The sequence below is a fragment of the Dyadobacter beijingensis DSM 21582 genome (genome assembly GCF_000382205.1).
GTDB lineage: Bacteria > Bacteroidota > Bacteroidia > Cytophagales > Spirosomataceae > Dyadobacter > Dyadobacter beijingensis.
In genome coordinates, this window is the sequence record NZ_KB907786.1 from 1114943 (window position 1) to 1136348 (window position 21406).

Sequence of the window (21406 nt, forward strand, 5' to 3'; positions counted from 1 at the left end):
TGCCGCAGGATCATTTACATTTAAATAATTACTTTTTTAAGGCAGGAAAGGGTTTCTATTGCACCGAAAACCAGTTATTTTCGCATGAAAATAGCACCGCATGTTGAAGCAATTTTACCGCATGTGCGGTTTGATAATCCTGGTCGGCCTGGCATTGTGCTGCCGCTACCCTTCACCGGAACCTGGGGGAGGTGGTGGCGATACGACGACCCCTACCAAGCCGGATACGGTGATTATAGACACCATTCCTCCTAAAAATCCCGACTCGCTACTCGCCAGGACGGCCCGCTTTGATACTTTACAGATTTTCAACGACGCCCAGCTGAGCCTCAGCCAGGGTATTTACACGAGCGCCGCCAATTATCGCGGCCAGATGCTGGAGCTTGGTTATCAATACATTGCTCCATCGAACGATACGATGAAATACCGGCCTTTCGTGCTTATGGTGCACGAAGGTGCATTCCTCTTCGGGGATTCCGGCAACGAAATGGGGAAAGCCCGCTGGCTTGCGAAACGCGGCTACGCGGCCGCTTCCATCAACTACCGGCTGGGTTTCAACGGCGGCAGTGAGACGTTCGCCTGCGGCGGAAGCAGCACCGACGCCCTGCGCGCCGTGTACCGCGCCGTGCAGGATACCTACGCGGCCATTCACTATTTTGTAGACCGGGCCGAGGAGTTCGGGATCGATACGCGGCAGATCATGCTCGCGGGCAGCAGCGCGGGTGCCATTACCGTCAGCGCGCTGGTATATATGAATGAAGCCGATTTCGAAGCGCTGCAACCGGGCATCACCAAAGCGCTGGGGCGCCTGGACCCCAAGGCGGAAGACAGTCCCTTCCGTGTGCGGGCATTGCTGACACAGCTTGGCTATGGTTTGTTCAATATAAATTATATCAATGCTTCCAATGCGATGCCTACCGTGTTTTTCCAACGTATCGGGGATAATGTGCTGCCTTATTACGGGGGCACGCTGCTGTCCTGCCCCACCTATCCGGGCATGGTGGGCGCCAAACCGGCTTCCGATCAGTTGAGAAAATTCCAGGTGCCGTTCGAGCTGAACTATGAAAATCAGGTCGGGCATCAGCTTAGCTATCCCGAAAATTATATTGCAGGGCGCTACGCGCAATTCATGAAGCGGTTCTGGTCACTGAACCGGCGGCAGATCACCAACGACGCTTACAAAACGGTAGAAAATACGCTCCTCCGCTAGGGGCTAACCTGCTGTTTCAGCACCGCGCGCCTGCCCGTATGGAGCAGACGGCCGAGGTAGGAGGTAAGTTTCACTTCAATGAATTCGTAGGTGAGCCGGGAGGCAATAAGCGTAACTGCAAGCGACAGCAGGAACATGGCCGTGCCCTCGGCGTACACCGGGAAGCCCAGTTTACGGAACAAAAAGCCGAGGCCCACGACAATCGGTACGTGCAGCAGGTAAATCGAAAAGGACATATCGCCCATTGCGACGAGCCAGGAAGGGTATTTCAAAATGCGCTCCTGGTAATGGAATATGAAGACTGAAAAGATTGCCGTCGACCCCAATCCCCATTCAAACGGCCCGAAACCGCCGAAAAAGCCCGAAAGAAATTGCCAGATAGCGAGGCAAAGAATGGCAGGCGCCACCAGGCTTATGGATAAAAACCCGCTGATTCGCTCGTGCCAGGCGCGATGGTAGTAGGCAAGTCCGAGGAAAACCCCGCACACGAAATTCCAGATGATCGGGTTGGTGACCATATTCAGGTAGGGCATACCGAGGTCGGACATCTTGTCGGCTTTTAATGTAAAAACCCCATAATAGGTAGGAATGCCGACGAGCGTGACGGAGATAATCAGGAAGAATGCATACCAGCGCAGCCTGGAAAACAGCAGCGATATGGCAATGAGCAGGTAAAAATAGATTTCATAGTTTAGGCTCCAGCCGACATTCAGCAACGCGTAGCCGTAAAACGGGGCAGGCGTGGTAGCCAGCGGCAGGAACAGCAGACTCTTCCCCAGCTGCATTGGCCATTCCGGGCTGAGCGAGAGCCGGCTTTGCAGCAACGTGTAAGCCAGCGTGACTACCGCATAGGCCGGCCAGATGCGGATCAGCCTTTTTGCGATGAAACGGAGAATATTTGCCCCGGTGGGAATGGTGTTGCGTGTGATGTACACCATGATGAACCCGCTGATTACAAAAAAGAGGCTCACCCCGGCAGGTCCCGACCCGAAAAGAAAGTCGATTTCCCTGCGGAAAGGGGCATCGGACGCCATGACGTCTTTTAAATGATAAACCGTTACATATAGTGCGGCAATTCCCCGTAGAACCTGAATACTGTTCAACCTGGACTCACTGGCAACACGAAGCTCCTGTCCCATACCAATCGGAAATGATAAGTTTTCTATCCGTTACTTCTTATTCGACACAAAAAATGCGCGGACCGTGTCAAGGGCCGCGTAATATCAGTGAGCTGACAGAGGAAGGGGTGCAGTGTTCTGGCTGACAGTGTGTTGAGTAGCTTATTCAAACTATTTGCACGGTGCGATAGTAGGAATTGTAAACGAAAGATAACAAAAAGAATCGGGTCTTCACAATTAGTAAATACTGGTTAACCTATACGCGGCACAGTTTTAATCCCAAATCATAACATAACAACGAAAACAACATGGCACAGGAGCTAACCGTAAGCAAAGATATTTTCATCGAGGCACCTGTGGGGAAGGTGTGGGAGGTTTTGATCGCCCCCAAATACATCCGCCAATGGGACGATCTCCCCCAGGATTTTGAAGATTATTACCTGGAATACGGTAAGGTAATCGACTGGTCGGGCATGACCCGGCTCACGGTAACGGCTTACGAACCGCAAGAGCTGCTCGTTTTTTCCCTCTATGTTTCCAAATGGGAGCAGCCTCCTTCGCATTACGATATCGCCTACCGTTACCGGCTGGAAGAGCAGGATGGTGGTACATTGTTGAAACTTGAAATAGGCGATTTCGCTGAGCTGCCGGATGGCCGCGATTATTATACGTCTTCGGAAGAATTTGCGGCGACGGCTTTGGGGAAAATCAAAAATTTGTCGGAAAACAGGGTTTAACAGCCGGGGCGATTATCTTTGTAATAACCGCTTCAAAGATATGGAACCCAATACCAAGCTATACTACGACACCAACGAAGTTGCCGAAATGGTGGGCTGCGAGCCTTCCGCGCTCCGCTTCTGGGAGAAGAAATTTCCACAACTCAACCCCAAGCGCGACTCGCGTAACCGCAGGCGCTACACCGAGCGCGATATCGAGATTATCCGGAAAATCATGAACCAGCGCGACAAGCAGGGGCGTACCATTAAAGGCACGCGTGAGCAGCTGCGCCGTAAGGAGGAAGCGCAGCTGCTCATCCAGCGCCTGCTGCGCGTGAGGAAATTCCTGACGGACATCCAGGAGGTGCTTTAATGTGAGTGACCGCCGACTGCCGACGGCCGAAGTAGTTTCCCGTTCGTCTCAAATATAGCTATCGGCGGCCGGCGGGCAGCCGTCGGCCGAAGTAATTCCGTTCGTCTCAAATATAGCCATCGGCGGGCAGCTGTCAGCGGTCAAATCAACGTAACAAAAAACCATAATGAAATACCTCTTTTCCGCCCTGCTCGCGTTGGCCGGGGCGTCGCAAACCTTCGGGCAGCGCTTTCAGACGGCGCCAATCCGCAAACACATTGAATTCCTCGCCTCCGACGACCTGGAAGGCCGCGGTACCGCCAGCCTCGGCGAAGTGCGGGCTGCCAACTATATCGCTTCGGCATTCAAGGAAATCGGTTTGAAGCCGGCCGGAACGAAAGGTTATTTCCAGCCGTTCGAGGTTTCGTTCGCGATCGATGGCGAAGGGCACGACCTCACCGGGCGCAATGTGGTGGGTTTTCTTGATAACGGTGCACCGAAAACGATCGTGATCGGCGCGCATTACGATCACCTCGGCAAAGGCTTCCAGGGAAGTTCGCTCTCGCCCGACAGCAAGAATAAAATCCACAACGGCGCCGACGACAATGCCTCGGGTACGGCGGGCGTGCTGGAACTGGCGCGCTATTTCGCGGACAATAACGTGAAGGAAAAGCATAACTTCCTTTTCATCACATTCTCCGGCGAAGAGCTGGGCCTGATCGGCTCCAAGCATTATACCGGGAAACCTACATTGCCGCTGAACAGCTTCTCGGCGATGATCAACATGGACATGATCGGGCGGCTTGATGAGCAGAAAGGCATTATCGTGTCGGGATGGGGAACGAGCAAGGTGTGGGGCAAACTGATCCCGGACCTGGCGAAAGGGCAAAAGCTGAAATATACCGTCGATTCGTCGGGGGTAGGGGCCTCGGACCACACTTCTTTTTACCTGAAAGACATCCCGGTGGTGCAGTTCTTCACGGGCGGTCACGGCGATTACCATAAAATTTCCGACGATGCCGACAAGATCAACTACGAAGGCGAAGCGCGAATCCTGACCGTGATTTCTCAACTGCTGGAAGGCCTGGACAAGGAAACGGCCGATCCCGAATTCCTCACGGCCGGCAATCCGCATTCAGGCACGACGACCAGTAATTTCAAGGTAACGCTCGGTGTCATGCCGGATTACAGCTATACCGGAAAAGGCCTCAAAATAGACGGGGTTTCCAAAGCGCGCCCGGCCGAAAAAGCAGGGATGATGGCCGGGGACATCATTACCAGGCTCGGTGGCGAGCCCATCGGCACCATTTACGACTACATGGAAATTCTCGGGAAACACGAAAAAGGCCAAACGGTAGAAGCCGAATTCCAGCGCGGCGGCGAAACGAAGGTTGCGAAGGTGACTTTTTGACCGCTGACCGCCGACCGCTGACGGCTGACCGCCGACCGCCGACCGCTGACTGCCGACCGCTGACTGCCGACTGCCGACCGCCGACCGCCGACCGCTGACTGCCGACCGCCGACCGCGATATGGTTCAATGATCGGCCGTCGGCCGTCAGTAGTCTGCAGACGGTACTTTAAGGTTCGACGATCCGCCGTCGGCAGTCAGTAGTCGGCGGTCTCAAACAACCGCCCCTCTTTTCCCCAGCTCAATCGCCTCCATCTGGCTGATCAGTCCTTCGTGGAGGTTGAAGCGCAGCAGGGTGCGGAATTTGTGAAAGCCTTCCCGGCCCGCGGCACCGGGGTTGATGTAAAGCATATTATTCAGGGACTTGTCGCGGATCACGCGGAGGATATGCGAATGCCCGCAGACGAAAATGTCGGGCGTTTGCGTACGTAATGTGGGCATTACCTGCGGGTTATAGCGTGGGGGCGCGCCGCCGATGTGCGTGATCCAGACCCGGAATCCTTCCACTTCGAAATGCAGGTTCTCATGCGTGAGTGCACGCACCTGAGGGGTATCGATATTTCCAAAAACAATACGGGTTGGTTTGAATGCCTGCAATTGCCCGATGATCTCCACCGAGCCGATATCGCCCGCATGCCATATTTCGTCACAGTTGGCAAAATGATCGAAAACGCGTTCATCCAAATAGCCGTGTGTGTCCGATAAAACTCCGATACTTTTCATTTCAAACACTAAAACAGTAGCAACTAAAGGGCAAATATGGTTAATGAAATCCGTCCGGAAATAATTTAACGAAAATTTTATCGAATTAAAGTAACTTATATATACCAAAAAGCGTACTTTCACAGTTGTTAATCTTAATAAAAGTTAAATTTTTCTTCCAACGGTATAAAAACCTGTTTAAACTAATTTTTTAGTTGTAAACTTGTTGTGCATTCCCTATTATTGCAAAAATGTAATTATCAGTTACAACCTCTACTCACATAACCACCAGCTAGCCTTGAAAAAAATCCTACTTCTGTTATGTTTATGCCTTTTCGTGGCCGTTGCGCACGCGCAGACCGGGGGGCGATTCACATTAAAGGGCGTCGTCGGCGATACCACCGGTACCGGCCTCCCCGAAGCCACGGTCATGCTCCTCACGCCGAAAGATTCCACCCTCGTCAATTTCATGCGGACCAACAAAGCCGGTAGTTTCGAGTTCAAAGGGGTGAAAAGAGGCAATTACCTCCTGAAAATCACCTATGTAGGGTATTTGCCTTACCAGCAAAACGTGGTTCCCAATGACGGCGATGTGACCGACATGGGGAATATCAAAATGACTTTTATGGATCAGAACCTGTACGAGGTGGTGATCAAGACATTCCGTGCGCCGCTGAGTATCAGGGGCGATACGATCGAATACGACCCGAAGGCATTCAAAGTACCGCCGGGCGCGTCGGTGGAAGACCTGATCCGGCGACTTCCCGGCTTGCAGGTAGACCAGGACGGGAGCATCAAGGCGCAGGGCGAAACCGTCAAACGTGTAACGGTAGACGGTAAGCGGTTTTTCGGCGACGATACCAAGGCTGCCACCAAGAACCTGCCCGCCGAAGCCATTTCGAAAGTGCAGGTATTCAACGAAAAAACGGAACAATCGCGGCTTACGGGTGTCGATGACGGCAAGCATGAGAAGACGCTGAACCTGCAATTGAAAGACAGCCACAAAAAAGGCGGTTTCGGAAAGGTGGCTGCGGGCGTGGGTAGTGAAAAGCGCCTGGAAGGGAAGATCAACTACAACCGTTTTAATGAAAAGAACCAGTTTTCGGTGATCGGATTGGGGAACAACACCAACCAGGGCGGCATGTCGTGGGACGACTACCAGGATTTTAAAGGAAGCCAGTCGTTCAACTGGGGTGATGACGGCGACTTTGGCTTCAATGGTGGCCGCTACATTTACTTCGGCGGCGGCGACGACGAAAGCATCACGATCCAGGCCGGTAGCGGCGCGCAAAACCGCGGTTTCAACAAAAACTGGGCAGGTGGCGCGAACTACAACTTCGATACCAAGAAAACGAAATTCAACACCAGCTACTATTACAACAAGAACACGCAGGACCTGGACGCGACGTCCCGGCAGACCAACTTCCTCACCAACTCCGCATTTACCAAGCTGGATACCAATGGTCGCCTGAATTCCAACCAGAACCATCGCGGAAGCCTGCGGTTCGAGAAAACGCTCGATTCGAACAACACATTGGTGTTGATTTCCAACTTCCGGTTCGGCAACGGTACGGCCGATTACCGCAGCCACCAGGAATATTTCCGCGGCGTGCAGGATTCGACCCAGCTTTCCAACATGAGCGACATTACCAATTTCTCGGACTTTAACTCGTTCGCGATTGCCAACACTGCCATTTACCGCCACAAATTCAAAAAGAAGGGCCGTAACTTCGCATTGAGCGGCGGCTACAACGTCAATAACTCAGAAGGGGATGTGCGGCAGCGGTCGACCAACCAGTTTTTCCGCACTTCACAAACGGTGGCCGACAGTGTCTTGAATATCAATCAGACAAACCATACCAAAAGCTTGCGCAACCAGATCAAAAGCAGCGCGCTTTTTACGGAGCCATTGTCCAAGAAATTTGTACTGGAAACCTTCTATAATTTCAGTTTAAAAAACGACGAGGTGGACCGCGACGTATTTGATAACAAGGAAAGCGGGCAGGTACGGAACCTGAACCTCAGCCGGTACTATACCAACAACACGACCTTCCACCGGGCAGGAACATCGCTCCGCTACTCCTACAATGGACTGAACCTCCTCGGCGGAATCGGCTGGCAGCAAATCCACCTGGACGGTAAGTTTGCCGTCAACCAGGACGACCCGACCCGCACCCGCATTGACCGCCGCTTCTCGAACTGGGTACCGAATGTGTCGTTAAACTACGATCTGAAAAACAACCGCTACCTGTACGGCGGCTATAACTTCTCCGTTCAGGAGCCGAATATCCGTGACTTGCAGCCGATCGTCGACAACAGCAACCCGCTTTACATCACAATGGGTAACCCCAACCTGGCGCCGACGCGGAACCACTCTTTCAACATCGGGTATAACCATTTCAATGCGACCAAGTTTACCCAAATGTTCTTCGGCGCATACTATAACCTGTACAAAGACCAGGTCATTTACAGCCAGACCGTGGACGAAAACCTGGTGACGACGACCATGCCGACGAACATCAGCGGCGGGCGTAGCTTCAATTTGTACGGCCAGTACGGCTTCCCGCTCGTAAAAACCAAGAGCAACCTCAGCGTGAATGCCAATTATTACAATAACAAAAACCTGACGTTCATTAACGGCGAGCTGAACGACACCAAGGGCAATGGCTACAATGGCGGCCTGCGCCTGGACCTCACACCGAGCGACAAGTTTACATTCTATGCCAATGCGAACTGGAACATCAGCGACACCCGCTATTCGCTCATGAGTGCGCAAAACCAGAAGATCGTGAATTCGACGTACGGCGCGGAAATGAATGTGAAGCTGCCGAAAGAGATCTATTTCAATAGCCGTTTCAACTACAACCGCTATGTGAACGACCGGTTCGGGTTCAACCAGGACATGCCGATCCTGAACGTATCGCTCTACAAAACAATGCTGAAAAGCAAAAAAGGGGAGATCCGCCTGTCGGCATTCGACCTTTTCAACAAGAACCGCGGTATTTCGCAGTCGGCTTACCAGAACTTTGTGTCGCAGGAGCAGGTACGCACGCTTGCGCGGTACTTTATGCTGAGCTTCGCGTATAATATGCGCGGGATGTCGCATTCAGTGCGCCGGAAAGGGTATTATTGATCAACTATCAGAAAATTACATTGGTATATATGAAAAAAATCTGGATGATATGTTTGATGCTGGGCAGTTTACCCGCATTTGCACAGCAGGAAGGCGTAGTGGTGACGTATGAAAAGGAGCATTTCTGGTCGAAAATATATGACCGGCTCACGTTCCTTTCCGAAGAAGAGCGCAGCCGCATCAAAACCACCTGGGGAACCCACGACGAAGGCTATAAAACGAAAGGGCAGCTCTTTGCCACGGCTTCGGAAAGCAAATACAACGACCTGGAACCCGAAGCCGACGGCGGCTGGCGCGGGCGCGTGAGCGAATTCATGGTGTACCGCAACCTGGACACGGAGCGCAAAACGGAGATCGAGGAATTTGCGGGCAAAACGCTCGTGATCGACGATTCGCTGAAAGCGCCGTCCTGGAAAGTGCTCAACAAGATCAAAGAGATCAACGGCTATATGTGCATGATGGCCGTGGCCGAGGATACGGTCCGCGACGCGAAGCTGACGGCCTGGTTTGCCAACGACCTCGCATTTAACACAGGACCGGAACGCTATTTCGGCTTGCCGGGGCTGATCATGGAGCTGAATGTAAACGACGGGGAGGTGATATTTACGGCGATCAAGGTCGAGAAGAAGCCGCTGACAGAGGAAGTGAAGCTGCCGAAGAAGATGAAAGGCAAAAAGATCACGACGGCGGATTATGACAAAACACTGAAAACCTACATTAACGACAGCATGAAGTCGCACAGGAATCCGTATTGGAACATCCGGTATTAAAAGTTGTTAGCTTACAACGAAAAAGGGAAAGTGTCGTTTCGACATTCTTCCCTTTTTTTGTACTTTCGCGTTTTGAAAGCACCCCGGGATAGCGACCTTACGGTCTCTGGCTCGATTATTTAAGCGATCAGTGTTATACCGAATGTTTTACTTAACAGTGTTTATCTATTTTTAACAACCCTAAGACGATTATGAAACAAACGCTTTTAGCCGTTGCTATGCTCTTTGTACTGGGCTCATGCGCGAGCAAGAAAAAATTGCTTTCTGCGCAGAAGCAAGCCAATGAGATCCAAATCCAACTGGACAAAGCAAGAGCCGACCTGAATGATTGTGACAGCAGAACTGCTGGCTTGAATAATGATTTGAAGGCCAAAAATGACGAACTGACCAGCAAAAATGCCAAACTGAAAGAGCTGGAAGAACAGGTTGAATTCCTTAAAAAGAACAACAACAACCTTTTGGATCGCATGTCCGACCTTTCGGTAATCTCGAAAGAAGGTTCGGAAAGCATCAAAAAATCGCTCGCGATGATGGACCAGCAAGGTGCCCAAATCCGCGACCTGAACAAGAGCATCCAGCACAAAGATTCTTTGAACATGGCGCTGGTACTCAACCTGAAACGTTCACTTGCTGACGTAAGCGACGAAGACGTACAGATCGAAGTGAAAAAAGGTGTCGTTTACGTATCCCTTTCCGATAAGATGTTGTTCAAATCGGGTAGCTCGGTGATCAACTCCGCTGCTGAAACCGTACTTTCCAAAGTGGCGAAAATCCTGAACGACTACAAAGAGATCGAAATCCTGATCGAAGGTCACACGGATAATGTACCTATCGCAACGGACAAAGTGGCTGATAACTGGGATCTTTCTGTATTGCGTGCAACTTCTGTGGCGCGTACCCTGCAAAAGAAATACGGCGTTGAGCCGGTTCGTATGATCGCCGGTGGCCGTGGAGAATATCTCCCCAAAGTGGCTAACGATTCAGCGCCTAACCGCAGCCTGAACCGTCGTACCGAGATCATCATTACGCCGAAACTCGACCAGTTCTTCAACCTTTACACGCCAAATGCTGGTAAATAAGGTCAACTGAGGAAATTTTCAAGGAGGGTCCGTCGGCAAATGACGGGCCCTTTTTTGTGTTCAGCCTACTCAATTTTTATAAACAACACCGATATGACAGGCCCTGTACCCACCCGCGCGACCATCGAAGCGGCCCACGCGCTCGTTAAACCCTACATTCGCCACACCCCGGTAATGACCTCGCAGTTTTTGAATGAACTGTCGGGCGCGGAGTTGTATTTCAAATGTGAAAACCTGCAAAAAATCGGCGCATTCAAGGCGCGGGGCGGGTTGAATGCCGTGCTGTCGCTTACGGAAACCCAGCTGGCGAACGGCGTCATCACGCACTCGTCGGGCAACCATGCGCAGGCGATCGCATTCTCAGCGCAGAAAACAGGGGCGACATGTTACATCGTGATGCCTGAAAATTCTCCGAAAGTGAAGATAGCCGCCGTGGAAGGTTACGGGGCCGAAATCACATTTTGCAAAAATACTCCCGAAGACCGGCAACGGACCGTCGACGAGATCGTCGCACGCACGGGCGCGACTTTTTTACATCCATTCAATAATTACGAGGTCATTGCAGGCCAGGCCACGGCCGCGAAGGAACTGATAGAAGATGCAGGCGTAACGCTGGACGCGATTGTAGCGCCGGTAGGAGGGGGCGGGTTGTTGAGCGGAACGGCGTTGTCGGCCCGGTATTTTTCGCCGGGGACGAAGGTCTACGCCGGTGAGCCGGAAGGTGCGGCGGACGCGATACTGTCTTTCAGAAGCGATAAAATTGAGAAGGCGCCGTATGTCAATACCATCGCCGACGGCCTGCTCACTTACCTGGGCGACAAAACTTTCCCGATCATCAAATCGGAGGTGACGGACATCTTTACGGTTTCCGACGAGGAGATTATCCAGGCCATGCGCTATCTGTGGGAGAGAATGAAGATCGTCGTAGAGCCATCGGGAGCCGTTTCGACTGCCGCAGTGCTGAAAAACAAGGCCGTATTTGAAGGTAAGAAAGTGGGCATTATCATTTCCGGCGGGAATGTCGACCTGGGCAGGTTGCCGTTCTGACCGGGCATTGAACGGAAGATTTTGTTGTCCCGATATGCGCATTCCGGGGCAATGCCGTTATAGTAGGAAATTTAGGATGCGTGTTTATATTTGAAAATTGTTTACTCTTAAAATTGAAGTATGAAAAAGCTGATTTTTTGTTGTCTGGTAGTACTAATGGGCGCTTGCAAGGATGACAAGAAGGACCCTGAACCGGAAACGGATTATGCACCGAGCTTTGTAGGAGTTTATGAGACCACCACGGTGGAAGGCGGCATTACCAGCCGTTACAAATGGGACGTGACCACCGAGGCGAAGAACCAGCTGAACGTAAAATACACGAAGAATACGGAGGTAAAAGTGTCGGGTACGACCATTTCTCTCACGCAGGAGTACCCGCTGGTAGCAGTGAAAACGACGGCACAGGACAATTTCGAGGTGAACGAGAAGGTGAATGTGACCCAAAGTACCAACCAGGCGCTCAATGTAAGGCTAAGCGGTATCGGCAGCCGCATCGTGAACGGTAGCGGTGTAGCACAGATCAACATCACCCTGAAATCTTCCGAAGCCAGCACCGGCTTGCCCGACGAGGAAGTGTACCTGGAATTCAAGAAGAAATAACGGCATTGCAATACGAACGGAAGGCGGATGAGCACATACTCATTCGCCTTTTTTGCATTGTAGACTACCTTACCTGCCGCAAATACCCGTGAAATCGCAGAATTTGCAGGTGGTGAGGTCGTCCGTTTTGCGGAAAGGCACGTCCGGGTCGAGCATGACATTCAGGATGTCGGTTAGTATCACTTCCGATTTTTCGATGAATTCTTCCGGCGCCGGCTGGTCGGTCAGTTCCAGCGGGTTGGCGATCAGGTTTTTCGGATCGCGGAACGAGTAGAAGCCCGATTTGACCGGGTGCTCGCCGAAATTATAGGTGTTACCACGCAATGTCAGGCCGTTTTCCTCCTTCATGCGGCGGTACATGAGGTATTCGTAAATCCAGAGCTGGCGCACGTAGCCCATCTTGCGGTCGGGGTCGAAGCGGATCACTTCCTCGCGGCTTACGGGGTCGGCGAGTTTTTGCTTGCCGGTCAGCTCCACGCTGCCGGTTTTGTAATCCATCACATATAATGTACCCTCTTCGCCCAGCTCGATGCGGTCGATCTTTCCGCCCAGGCGCACGGGTGTGTAGGCGCCTTGCAGCACGAGCTGAATGCGCGTGTGGAGCGGCTGTTCGGCGGCCAGGATTTTGCGGCGCGGTTTCTGGGCCATATGGTGCCGCAGGAAAGTCAGGATTTGCTGCTCGCCGATCTGGTAGTAAATGCGGTTCAGCCCAAGGTCGGTCACGTAGCCTTTGAAAAGCCGGTCGAATTCCTCGCGCAGCACGGTCGTGATCTGCGCTTCCGACGGGTCATTGTCGAGCAGGAAAAACTCGTGGTCGAGGCGTTCCAGCGAGGCGTGCAGCCAGGTACCGATTTTGTCCATGCCCAGCTCTTCTTCCACTTCCTCCTTCTCTTTTACGCCCGCAATGTGTTTGAGGTAAAACTGCATCGAGCAGCGGATAAATTCATTCAAATGCGTTGGATAAATGCCTTTGCCGTCGAGGTAGGCGCGAATGGCGGCAATGAGCGCATCGTCCTTATGCACCACTTCTTCAAGCTCCTGCTGCCGGCTGGCTTCGAAAACCACGGTTTTGTTCTCCATGCGGATGCGTGGGTTGAATGCGGCCAGTTCGTATTCGATTTGCCGTACGAAACGGCTTTTTTCGCCCCCGCCGGGCGCGTCGTTCGTGCTCGTATACAGGATATGCACCTCCGACGCGCGTTGCAGCAGCCGGTAAAAGTGGTACGACATCACCGCTTCCTGGTGCTGGTGCGTAGGCAGCCCCACGGCCTGCGCCGCATCGAACGGAATGAGTGAGTTTTGCCGCTTCGACGCCGGTATAACACCTTCGTTGGCCGAAAGAATGATGATCCGCTCGAAATCAAGCGCCCGCGTTTCAAGCATACCCATGATTTGCAGGTTGCTGATCGGCTCGCCGCTGAACGGAATGCGCGTCTGGCGGATCAGTTCGAACATAAAAGACCGCAGGGTGCGCAGCGTGATAAGCTCCGCCCGTTCTTCGATAGTCTGTTCGAACTGTTTCAGCAATGTGTAAAAAAGATAGAGATATTCGGTTTCAAGGGCATTTTTGTAATCCTTGTAAACCTCCCTGAGCAACTCGATAAGCTGGTAAAACGATCGGATTACCTGTTGCGCATTGTTTTTCTCCCAACGGGTAAACAGGATCTTAAACAACGGATGATGATCCCCCAGTTCGATCAGTTCATCGGAGCTGAGGAATACCTGGTTGCCGTCGGTAATCTCGCGTAATGTGCGCTGAATGATCGTCTGCCCGTCTTCCAGCGGCGTAAGCGCCACGTGTTCGTAATGCCGGATAAACGGGTGGTTCAGGATCTTGTCAATGGATTTATGCCCGAATTTCGGGATGTAAACGGTTTTGCCGCTCCGCGTGCGGAATTCCACCACGTGCTGCTGCAACTCGAAAAGGCCGTCCACGAGCGTGTAAAGCAGCGAGTTGCGCATGGAAAGGCCCATTGTCACGTTCAGGTCGCGGACAGACTCGTCCAGCGAATAGAGCATCGGCAGCAGCAGGTTTTCGTCGGCAAGCACAATGGCCGTGGGAATGGGCTCCTCTTCGGATTCGAATGCGCTCATACGCTGGTACAGTTCGCCGGCCACCTTCGTTTGGAGGGTCGCGTTGGGCACGCCGTAAATGGTGATCTGCTTTTCGGAAGAAAGCAGGTCGTCGCCCGTCCAGTTCCATTCGCCGAATTCCTTGCTGCGCTGGTATTCGCGCAGGCTCTTGCCGGCCTCCACCACCGTATTTTCCGACATATAATACCGGTCGGAATCCCAAAGTACCTCGGCTTTTTTGGCTTTGATCAATGCCGTCACAATCGTCCGTTCCGATGTCGTGAATGCATTGAAACCGGCAAAATAAATGCGCTCCGCATCCGCGCGGGTTTCGGTGAGTGCCGTAATGTCCTCGGCCAGTTCGCGGTAAGCCATGCCGCGGTAAGCCTTGCCCTTGGCGAGCAGCCGCTGCCTGAAAGACTGGTATACCTTATTAATATTCTCAAAAAGCGAGAAATACTGCTTCGAACCGCCTTCGCTTTGGAGCGTTTTGCCTTCCGGCAGGCTTTCCTGCCAGCGCGAGAGTGTGTGCGCTTCCGAGAGGTATTCAAAGAGAAAATCGGCCTTGACAAGGTATTGATCGATCCGGTCGAGGTCGCTCAGCAGTACCGATGCCCAGCCCATGAAGCGGTCGAACTGCACGTCCGGGTCGATTTCACGGAATGTTTCGTAGAGATCGAACAGCAAATGCACGGGGTCTTCGATTTCGAGGCTGCAAATGCTTTCCACGAAATCGTCGATGGCCATAACACCGGGGCTCATCATGGCCTCGGTGGTTTCGCCGGCGAGCTCCTGCATCAGGAAAAACGCCGCACGCCGCGTCGGCACCACGATTTGCACGCGGTCGAGCGAGGTATGATTGGCCAGAATGCGTTTGGCGACGAGGTTCAGGAACGAGGGCATCGGGAAGCGGAATGTAAGTACTTTTATATCAATGAATGCGGTCCCCGCGCGGGCTAAGCGACTGCATAATGGCCGCTTCGGCATGCAGGAGCTCTTTCCAGCGTGCGCGTACCTTGTCGGCAGGCATGTAGGTTTCGGCGAGTTCGAGGAATGTGCGGTAATGCCCTGCCTCGGAGACCATCAGTTCGCGGTAAAATTTTTGCAGCGATTCGTCTTCCAGGTTCTCCGAAAGCAGCTTGAACCGCTCGCAGCTCCGCGCCTCGATCAGCCCGCAGATCAGCAGCCGGTCGAGGAACATTTTTTCATTATCTCCTTTGGTAATGAGCTGCAACAGCTGGTTTACATATTCGTCCTTCCGCTGCCGGCCGAGCGGGATATTTCTTTTCTTCAATTCTTTCAAGACCCGCTGAAAATGGCCCCATTCCTCGGCTACGATGGGCGTCAGGGTTTCCACCATCAGCGCCTTGTCGGGATAATGCACGATCAGCGAAATGCAGCTCGACGCAGCCTTCTGCTCGCAATACGCGTGGTCTATCAGCACATCGCCGATCTGCATGGCGGCAATGTCGGTCCAGCGGGGATCGGTGGGAAGTTCCAGCCCGAGCGTAGTGAGTGATGTTGCCATAAATCCAGTGTTTGTTCAGCTAGTCGAACAGCGGCCAGTTGATCCCGAACGAAAAGGACCGGGCCAGGCCGAGGTATCCGGGCGTAACATAGTATCCTTTCGGGAAAAGGCCGAAGCTGCCTCCCTGGTTAAGGTAAGACATTTTAAAGAATAACCGTACGCGTTTGATCCGTACATTGGCAAAACCGTCCACGACTACGTTTGCATTCAGACTTGTACTGTCCTGTAAATGAAACTGTTGCGTAATGGGCATATAGGCGTCGGCCAGGTAGGAAGAGCGGTAGCGCGCCGCGAGGCCGAGCTGGATGAACAATACTTTGGCATAGGTAAAATCGAAAGTAACCTCGCCGCTCGCGAACACGGTCGGAATGCGGATTACATCCTTGTTGTCGTTCAGCGTAAGGAAACCCATTGTTGTGAAGTTCCAGCGGTTCAGATGAATGCCGGAATTGAAACCTACGCGCAGCAACCGGAACCCTGCATTGAGCTGGCGCGGCACGGCGGCGGTATCATAATAAATGTAGTCGTTGATCTGGTGGATCTGGGCTTCGGGAACGAACTCGATTTTCTTCGTTTTCAAAGCCAGCGACGCGTAAATGGTCTGGACTTTGGTCGGGTCGAAGTTGGTCCGCCAGTCGAAATGGTTGCTGATGTAACGCTGCACGAGTAGATCGGGCGCCGTTTGGATGCTTTGGAATCCGGCCTTACCCCAGCGGGTGTTCAGCTCGCCTTTCAAACGATATTCCACGTTCCGGGCCAGGTTCAGATCGGCCTCGGCGGTCAGGTACTGCACGGAATCTTTGAGATAGTATCCCAGCCACGCGCCGATGATGTTATCAAATTTCAGGCCGCTCCGGTAGGTCAGGAACGGATCGCCCTTTTCATTGGCCGACTGTGCCCCGCCCCGCATGCCGTAAAACCGCTGGCGCACATAAGCCCGATAATTGAAGCCTTCATAAAAACCCTTGATCCCGAATTTGTTATCAAACAGCCGGTAGTAAATGTCCTGTCGCGTTTGCGTGGAATCGAAGCGGGCCGCCGGGTAGATGCCCTTTTCCAGCCCGCGGGCCAGTTGGAGGTCGGTATAATGGTCGATCACGCTTTGCAGATCCGCCTGCTGGAACACCTGGAAGCCATTCGCGAGCCGGTACTGCTGGTATACATGGAACACATGCCGCCGCTCCCAGGAATTGGCGTTGTCGCTGATTTTCGCCGCGCCGTCATAGGAATAGGGGTCGGTAATGCCGTTTTCGACATTGGGTATCACGCCGCCCTGCTCGCGTACGCGCATGTTCAGGTGCCGGTAATTGGCGAGGATAAGGTATTTCTTGTTCTTGGAAAAAAAGCTGGTATGCGCCAGGAATGTCCAGTTCTGGCCCAGCAATGCGGCGGAACTCGAACTGATGGTGTTGGCGAAGCCGTATATTTTGTTCGAAGTAAGCCTGGTACCCCGTATCCCGAAGTTGAACCGCTGGTGTACGTTCTGGGTGTAAGCGAATGTCCCGAGCGAAGTTTTCCTCGGCCCCGACATAAAATCCAGTTCAGTGTGCTGCGATTTCGTGTCCACATAGGCCACCTCGTCCTGTTTGATCGCATAGGCGTCATATGCGCGCAGGCCCAGCTGGGTGCCAATCTCCTCGCGGGGCTGGAAAAACAGGTTCCGGGAGGCTGTCACGTGGTTTCCGAGGTCGGCCATTTTACCCCAGGCCTTATCCATCGGCATCCAGCGGTGGAAATTGGTGAGCCCGGTGTCCACACGGTACCGTACCGAATCACGGTTGTTGAAAATGTCGTGTTCGTAGAAGTGCAGGGTCGTTTGCGGGCCGTAGATCGTTTTGGTACTATCATCCAGAATGGCCTGGCCTCCGCCGCCGCCGCGTGAACCGCCTCCGCTACCCCCGCCGCCCGGCATCCGTATATTTCCTGGCAGCTTCACCTGTCCATAAGCATTGGGTAGGGTGAGGAGTAAGCTGCATAAAACACACAGGAAGCTATATAAAACAATTCTCATAGAGGAAACTACATTCTGCGGTTAAAACCCGTTACCGGTCTGTGAAGTGACCCATTGCGCAAAGGCAGGTTCGTCGCTGCCGAAATCCACGGAAACGGGAATGTACGCAAAGCGGTCTGCGCAGCCTTTTGAAGCAACCAACGGTTTTAATTTGACCATGTCTTTTTCAGTCGTAACGACAAAAGTATCGTTTTTTAAGTTCTTAATCAGGTCTTCGACGTCGCCGGACGTGTAATTGTAGTGATCGGGGAAGACGTTCTGGTCTGTAACGACGAACCGTGTGGTAAGATATGCAGCGAACGGCGCCGGATTTGCGATGCCGGCCGCCATTTTAACATTCTTTAACTGAACAGGCAGGCCTTCGTACGACACCGGTGCCGAATAGCGGGTGGTGGCGAAGAAAACCGGTACACCCTCGCGCGTGCAGGCGCCGATGCTTGCGCGGATATTTTCCTTTTCTTGCATGCCTAATCCTTCCGGGCATTTGGTGACGATCACGGCGTCCGCTCTTTTTGCTCCACGGCGTCTTTCGCGCAGGCGGCCGGCAGGGAAGGGGTGGTCTTTGTAAAAAGGACGGTTATAGTCGTTCAGCAATATGTTCACGTCGCGCCGGATGGCACGGTGCTGGAATGCATCGTCGAGCAGTAGCAGGGGAATGTCCGGATGCTTTTCGTGGAGCTTCAAAGCGCCGTCCACCCGTTTTTCGCACACCGCTACAATGGCTTTTCGATTGAATTTGGTATAAAACTGAAAGGGCTCGTCGCCGACCGTTGCCGCCGTGGCATTACTATCCGCTTCTATAAAGCCTTTTGTCGCGCGCCCGTAGCCGCGGCTGAGGATCGCGACGGGTACCTGGTGGGAAAACAGTCTGGTAAGGTATTCGATGACGGGCGTTTTGCCGGTTCCGCCGACGGTGAGGTTGCCGACGACGATCACTTTTTGCGGTACTTTTCGGGAATGCAGGATGCCGCTGTCGAACAGGAAATTGCGCATGTCGGTGATGCTGCCATATAGCCACGAGAGGGGCAGCAATGCATTTTTTATCCAGGGCAGCTCTTTCATCCTGGTGCATAATTACGTAAATTTTGTCTAATATTGTGCCCCTTTTAAAATCTGACACCGCAAAATCATGCCGTTAAAAATTGTGTATAAGCCACATACGCTTCACTTTCGCAAGGAAGCGGGCACCTCTCGCGGGGTACTTACACAAAAAACATCCTGGATCGTCATCGTCACCGACTCCGAAAAACCGGGCGTTTCCGGCTATGGCGAATGCGGGCCGCTGCCCGGCCTGAGTGTGGACGACGTGCCTGATTTTGAAGCGCAGCTGGCCAATGTCTGCAGCATTTTCAACGAGCTCGATCTCGACGTTTTTCCTTTCAACCTAGGCATTATACTCGAACAGCTCATTCCCGAAAACCGGCCGTCCATTCGCGCCGGCATTGAAATGGCCTTGCTCGATATCATGAACGGAGGCCAACGTATCCTGTTCAAAAACGGCTTTTCCGGCAATAATGAAGGCATTCTGATGAACGGGCTGATCTGGATGGGTTCTTACGACAATATGCTGGCGCAGGTGGAAGAGAAGCTGTCACAGGGTTTCACGACTTTGAAAATGAAGGTAGGCGCGATCGATTTCGACGAGGAATGCCGGATACTGGAAGCGGTTCGCCAGCGATTTGATAAAAACACCATTACCCTGCGCGTGGACGCCAACGGGGCGTTTACAGCAGAAAATGTACGGGAGCGGCTTGCACGCCTCGCTGCGTTTGACCTGCACTCCATTGAACAACCGGTAAAAGCCGGCCAGCACGAACTGATGGCCGAACTCTGCGCCGCTTCACCCATGCCGGTGGCATTGGACGAAGAACTGATCGGCGTAACGGCCTACCGCGACAAGTTTGCATTGCTTAAAAAGCTGATGCCCCCGTTCATTATCCTGAAACCGACCTTGCTGGGAGGCTTTACAGCCACGAGCGAATGGATCGAGATCGCGAACAGGCTGCATATCGGCTGGTGGGTCACTTCTGCATTGGAATCGAATATCGGGCTGAATGCCATCGCGCAGTACACGGCCAGGTTCAGCAATCCACTGCCGCAAGGGCTTGGCACCGGGCAGCTGTATACCAATAATTTCGAGTCGCCGCTCACGGTCGAGAACGGGCATTTGTACTACCGCAAAGAGGTTGCCTGGGAATTACCAGGCCACGCCCTTGCGGAGCCAGCCTAAGGTCTCAGCCTCGGGCGTCCCGGCTTCCGGGATGAAATTATACTCCCAGTTGGCCTGAGGCGGCAAACTCATCAGAATAGACTCCGTGCGGCCATTGGTTTCCAGGCCGAACTTCGTGCCGCGGTCCCATACGAGGTTGAACTCCACATAGCGGCCCCGGCGCAGGTATTGCCATTGTTTCTGTGTTTCGGTAAATGGCTTATCCGCGTATTTCCGCATCAACGCCGTGTAAATGGGCGCGAAACTTTCTCCTACTTCCTGCACGAATGCAAACAGCTGCGCTTTCGACAGTCCCTGGCCGTTACCGGGCATGTCCGGTTTGAGGTAATCGAAGAAAATACCGCCGATGCCGCGGGTTTCGTTGCGGTGCGGGATGAAAAAATAATCGTCCGCCCAGCTTTTAAATTTGGGGTAAAAATCTGCGTGGTGTTGATCGCAGGCGGTTTTCAATGCCTGGTGAAATGCGCGGGCGTCTTCCTCCACGACATAATGCGGAGTCAGGTCGATGCCGCCGCCAAACCAGCAGGTGCCATTGTCGAGCTCGAAGTAGCGCACGTTCATGTGAATGATGGGCACGTGCGGGTTACGCGGGTGCATCACGATGGACACGCCCGTGGCCGTAAACTGGTGGCTTTCGCCCTCGGCCAGGTTCATCTGCGCGAGCAGCCGCGGGTGTACTTCGCCTTTGACGCTCGAAAAATTCACACCGCCTTTCTCGATCACTGCGCCATGCTGGATGAGGCGTGTCCGCCCGCCGCCGCCCGAGTGGTGCTGCCAGAGGTCTTCGTGAAAGCGCGCGGTACCGTCGGTGGTGTCAATAGCTGCGCAAATGCGGTCCTGTAAATCCTTGAAAAACGATTCTATATTTTCAACTGTCATACGCGGTAATCAATGCTAACTGGGCGCAAAAGTACGATAAATAGCGCTCGGAGGGCATAAAAAAAGCAGGACTTGTGCCCTGCCCCTTTTCAATATAAAACACCCATTAGTCGTCGATGCGGAGGAATGTGCCGGCGAGGTTGAAGACCAGCTCTTTGTTGTTCGATAGCCTGATCTCCTGGTCGGTGCGGTCCTTTTCCCAGTCGGTAATGAACGCGTCCGGGTAGTTCTGCTGCACATATTCGAGCACTTTCAGCGGGATCACGGTGTCGGGCAGCTTTTCGGTACGCCGACTTTCGATGCTGTAACAATCACCTTTTTTATCGAATTCGAGCTTTACCTGGTTGTCCAGGATCACGTCGTAGCTGGTTTCGAGGTCGTCGCGGTCGCGCACCACCTGCGAAATGCGCGCGGTCGGGAAATGGGCCTCGATGTAGTCTTTCGCATTGACCGGCAGATCAGCTTCGTCGACCACTTTTTCCTTGTCGCAAGCCGTTACCACGAAGAGCAAAAAAGCCAGGAGAGATGCCAGTTTTTTCATAATTGTTG

18 protein-coding genes are annotated in these 21406 nt (G+C 53.0%); 10 read left to right on the plus strand and 8 right to left on the minus strand.

The genetic code is table 11. The features are described from left to right. Window positions 1–100 precede the first annotated feature (100 nt). Entirely contained in the window at window positions 101–1210 is a 1110-nt protein-coding gene (locus H144_RS0104705; protein WP_019940885.1) for an alpha/beta hydrolase, read from the plus strand. On the opposite strand, the gene H144_RS0104710 is transcribed toward H144_RS0104705, so the two are convergent. After that, window positions 1207–2349: an acyltransferase family protein gene (locus H144_RS0104710; RefSeq protein ID WP_033402360.1), complete on the minus strand. Its 1143-nt coding sequence runs from the start codon at window positions 2347–2349 to the stop codon at window positions 1207–1209. The two genes, H144_RS0104705 and H144_RS0104710, sit on opposite strands and share 4 nt — an antisense overlap. A gap of 287 nt (window positions 2350–2636) precedes the next feature. On the opposite strand from H144_RS0104710, the gene H144_RS0104715 reads away from it, so the two are divergent. The 3 genes from H144_RS0104715 to H144_RS0104725 all read left to right on the plus strand — a co-directional run bounded on the left by H144_RS0104715 (window position 2637) and on the right by H144_RS0104725 (window position 4807). Continuing rightward, window positions 2637–3065, plus strand: coding sequence for an SRPBCC domain-containing protein (locus tag H144_RS0104715; protein ID WP_019940887.1), 429 nt, complete (start codon window positions 2637–2639; stop codon window positions 3063–3065). 40 nt (window positions 3066–3105) lie between these two features. Next, complete coding sequence (locus H144_RS0104720; RefSeq protein ID WP_019940888.1) at window positions 3106–3417, plus strand: MerR family transcriptional regulator; 312 nt, start codon at window positions 3106–3108, stop codon at window positions 3415–3417. Window positions 3418–3583: 166 nt separating this feature from the next. After that, window positions 3584–4807 carry a M20/M25/M40 family metallo-hydrolase gene (locus H144_RS0104725; RefSeq protein ID WP_019940889.1) on the plus strand — a complete coding sequence of 408 codons (1224 nt, stop codon included), beginning with the start codon at window positions 3584–3586 and terminating at the stop codon, window positions 4805–4807. Between the two features lie 211 nt (window positions 4808–5018). Here H144_RS0104725 and H144_RS0104730 read toward each other — a convergent pair whose 3' ends face one another. After that, entirely contained in the window at window positions 5019–5528 is a 510-nt protein-coding gene (locus H144_RS0104730) for a metallophosphoesterase family protein (protein WP_019940890.1), read from the minus strand. Window positions 5529–5805: 277 nt separating this feature from the next. Here H144_RS0104730 and H144_RS0104735 point away from each other — a divergent pair, with 277 nt between their 5' ends. From H144_RS0104735 to H144_RS0104755, 5 genes are all read left to right on the plus strand, one after another. After that, a complete protein-coding gene (locus H144_RS0104735; protein ID WP_026350417.1) occupies window positions 5806–8640 on the plus strand; it encodes an outer membrane beta-barrel family protein in 2835 nt (944 codons plus the stop codon). 29 nt (window positions 8641–8669) lie between these two features. Next, complete coding sequence (locus tag H144_RS0104740; RefSeq protein ID WP_026350418.1) at window positions 8670–9410, plus strand: GLPGLI family protein; 741 nt, start codon at window positions 8670–8672, stop codon at window positions 9408–9410. 191 nt (window positions 9411–9601) lie between these two features. Further along, the gene (locus tag H144_RS0104745; protein ID WP_019940893.1) at window positions 9602–10489 is read left to right on the plus strand and encodes an OmpA family protein; all 888 of its coding nucleotides are present in this window, start codon (window positions 9602–9604) and stop codon (window positions 10487–10489) included. A 93-nt stretch (window positions 10490–10582) separates the two neighbouring features. After that, window positions 10583–11536 (plus strand): threonine ammonia-lyase, encoded by a 954-nt coding sequence (locus H144_RS0104750; RefSeq protein WP_019940894.1) that lies wholly within the window; start codon window positions 10583–10585, stop codon window positions 11534–11536. 120 nt (window positions 11537–11656) lie between these two features. After that, entirely contained in the window at window positions 11657–12136 is a 480-nt protein-coding gene (locus H144_RS0104755) for a hypothetical protein (RefSeq protein WP_033402361.1), read from the plus strand. A gap of 69 nt (window positions 12137–12205) precedes the next feature. Here H144_RS0104755 and H144_RS0104760 read toward each other — a convergent pair whose 3' ends face one another. From H144_RS0104760 to lpxK, 4 genes are read right to left on the minus strand one after another with little or no spacing between them, the layout of a single operon-like run. Then, window positions 12206–15112, minus strand: coding sequence for a PD-(D/E)XK nuclease family protein (locus H144_RS0104760; protein ID WP_019940896.1), 2907 nt, complete (start codon window positions 15110–15112; stop codon window positions 12206–12208). A gap of 28 nt (window positions 15113–15140) precedes the next feature. Further along, complete coding sequence (locus tag H144_RS0104765; protein WP_019940897.1) at window positions 15141–15737, minus strand: MiaE family protein; 597 nt, start codon at window positions 15735–15737, stop codon at window positions 15141–15143. 19 nt (window positions 15738–15756) lie between these two features. Continuing rightward, complete coding sequence (locus H144_RS0104770) at window positions 15757–17748, minus strand: putative porin (RefSeq protein WP_026350419.1); 1992 nt, start codon at window positions 17746–17748, stop codon at window positions 15757–15759. Window positions 17749–17769: 21 nt separating this feature from the next. Continuing rightward, window positions 17770–18810 (minus strand): tetraacyldisaccharide 4'-kinase, encoded by a 1041-nt coding sequence (lpxK, locus tag H144_RS0104775; protein ID WP_019940899.1) that lies wholly within the window; start codon window positions 18808–18810, stop codon window positions 17770–17772. A gap of 67 nt (window positions 18811–18877) precedes the next feature. On the opposite strand from lpxK, the gene H144_RS0104780 reads away from it, so the two are divergent. Then, window positions 18878–19978: an o-succinylbenzoate synthase gene (locus H144_RS0104780; protein WP_019940900.1), complete on the plus strand. Its 1101-nt coding sequence runs from the start codon at window positions 18878–18880 to the stop codon at window positions 19976–19978. Here H144_RS0104780 and hemF read toward each other — a convergent pair. Together hemF and H144_RS0104790 are read right to left on the minus strand one after the other, a co-directional pair. Next, complete coding sequence (gene hemF / locus H144_RS0104785) at window positions 19946–20857, minus strand: oxygen-dependent coproporphyrinogen oxidase (RefSeq protein ID WP_019940901.1); 912 nt, start codon at window positions 20855–20857, stop codon at window positions 19946–19948. The two genes, H144_RS0104780 and hemF, sit on opposite strands and share 33 nt — an antisense overlap. Window positions 20858–20963: 106 nt before the next feature. Then, window positions 20964–21398: a PepSY-like domain-containing protein gene (locus H144_RS0104790; protein ID WP_019940902.1), complete on the minus strand. Its 435-nt coding sequence runs from the start codon at window positions 21396–21398 to the stop codon at window positions 20964–20966. Between the last annotated feature and the right edge of the window lie 8 nt (window positions 21399–21406).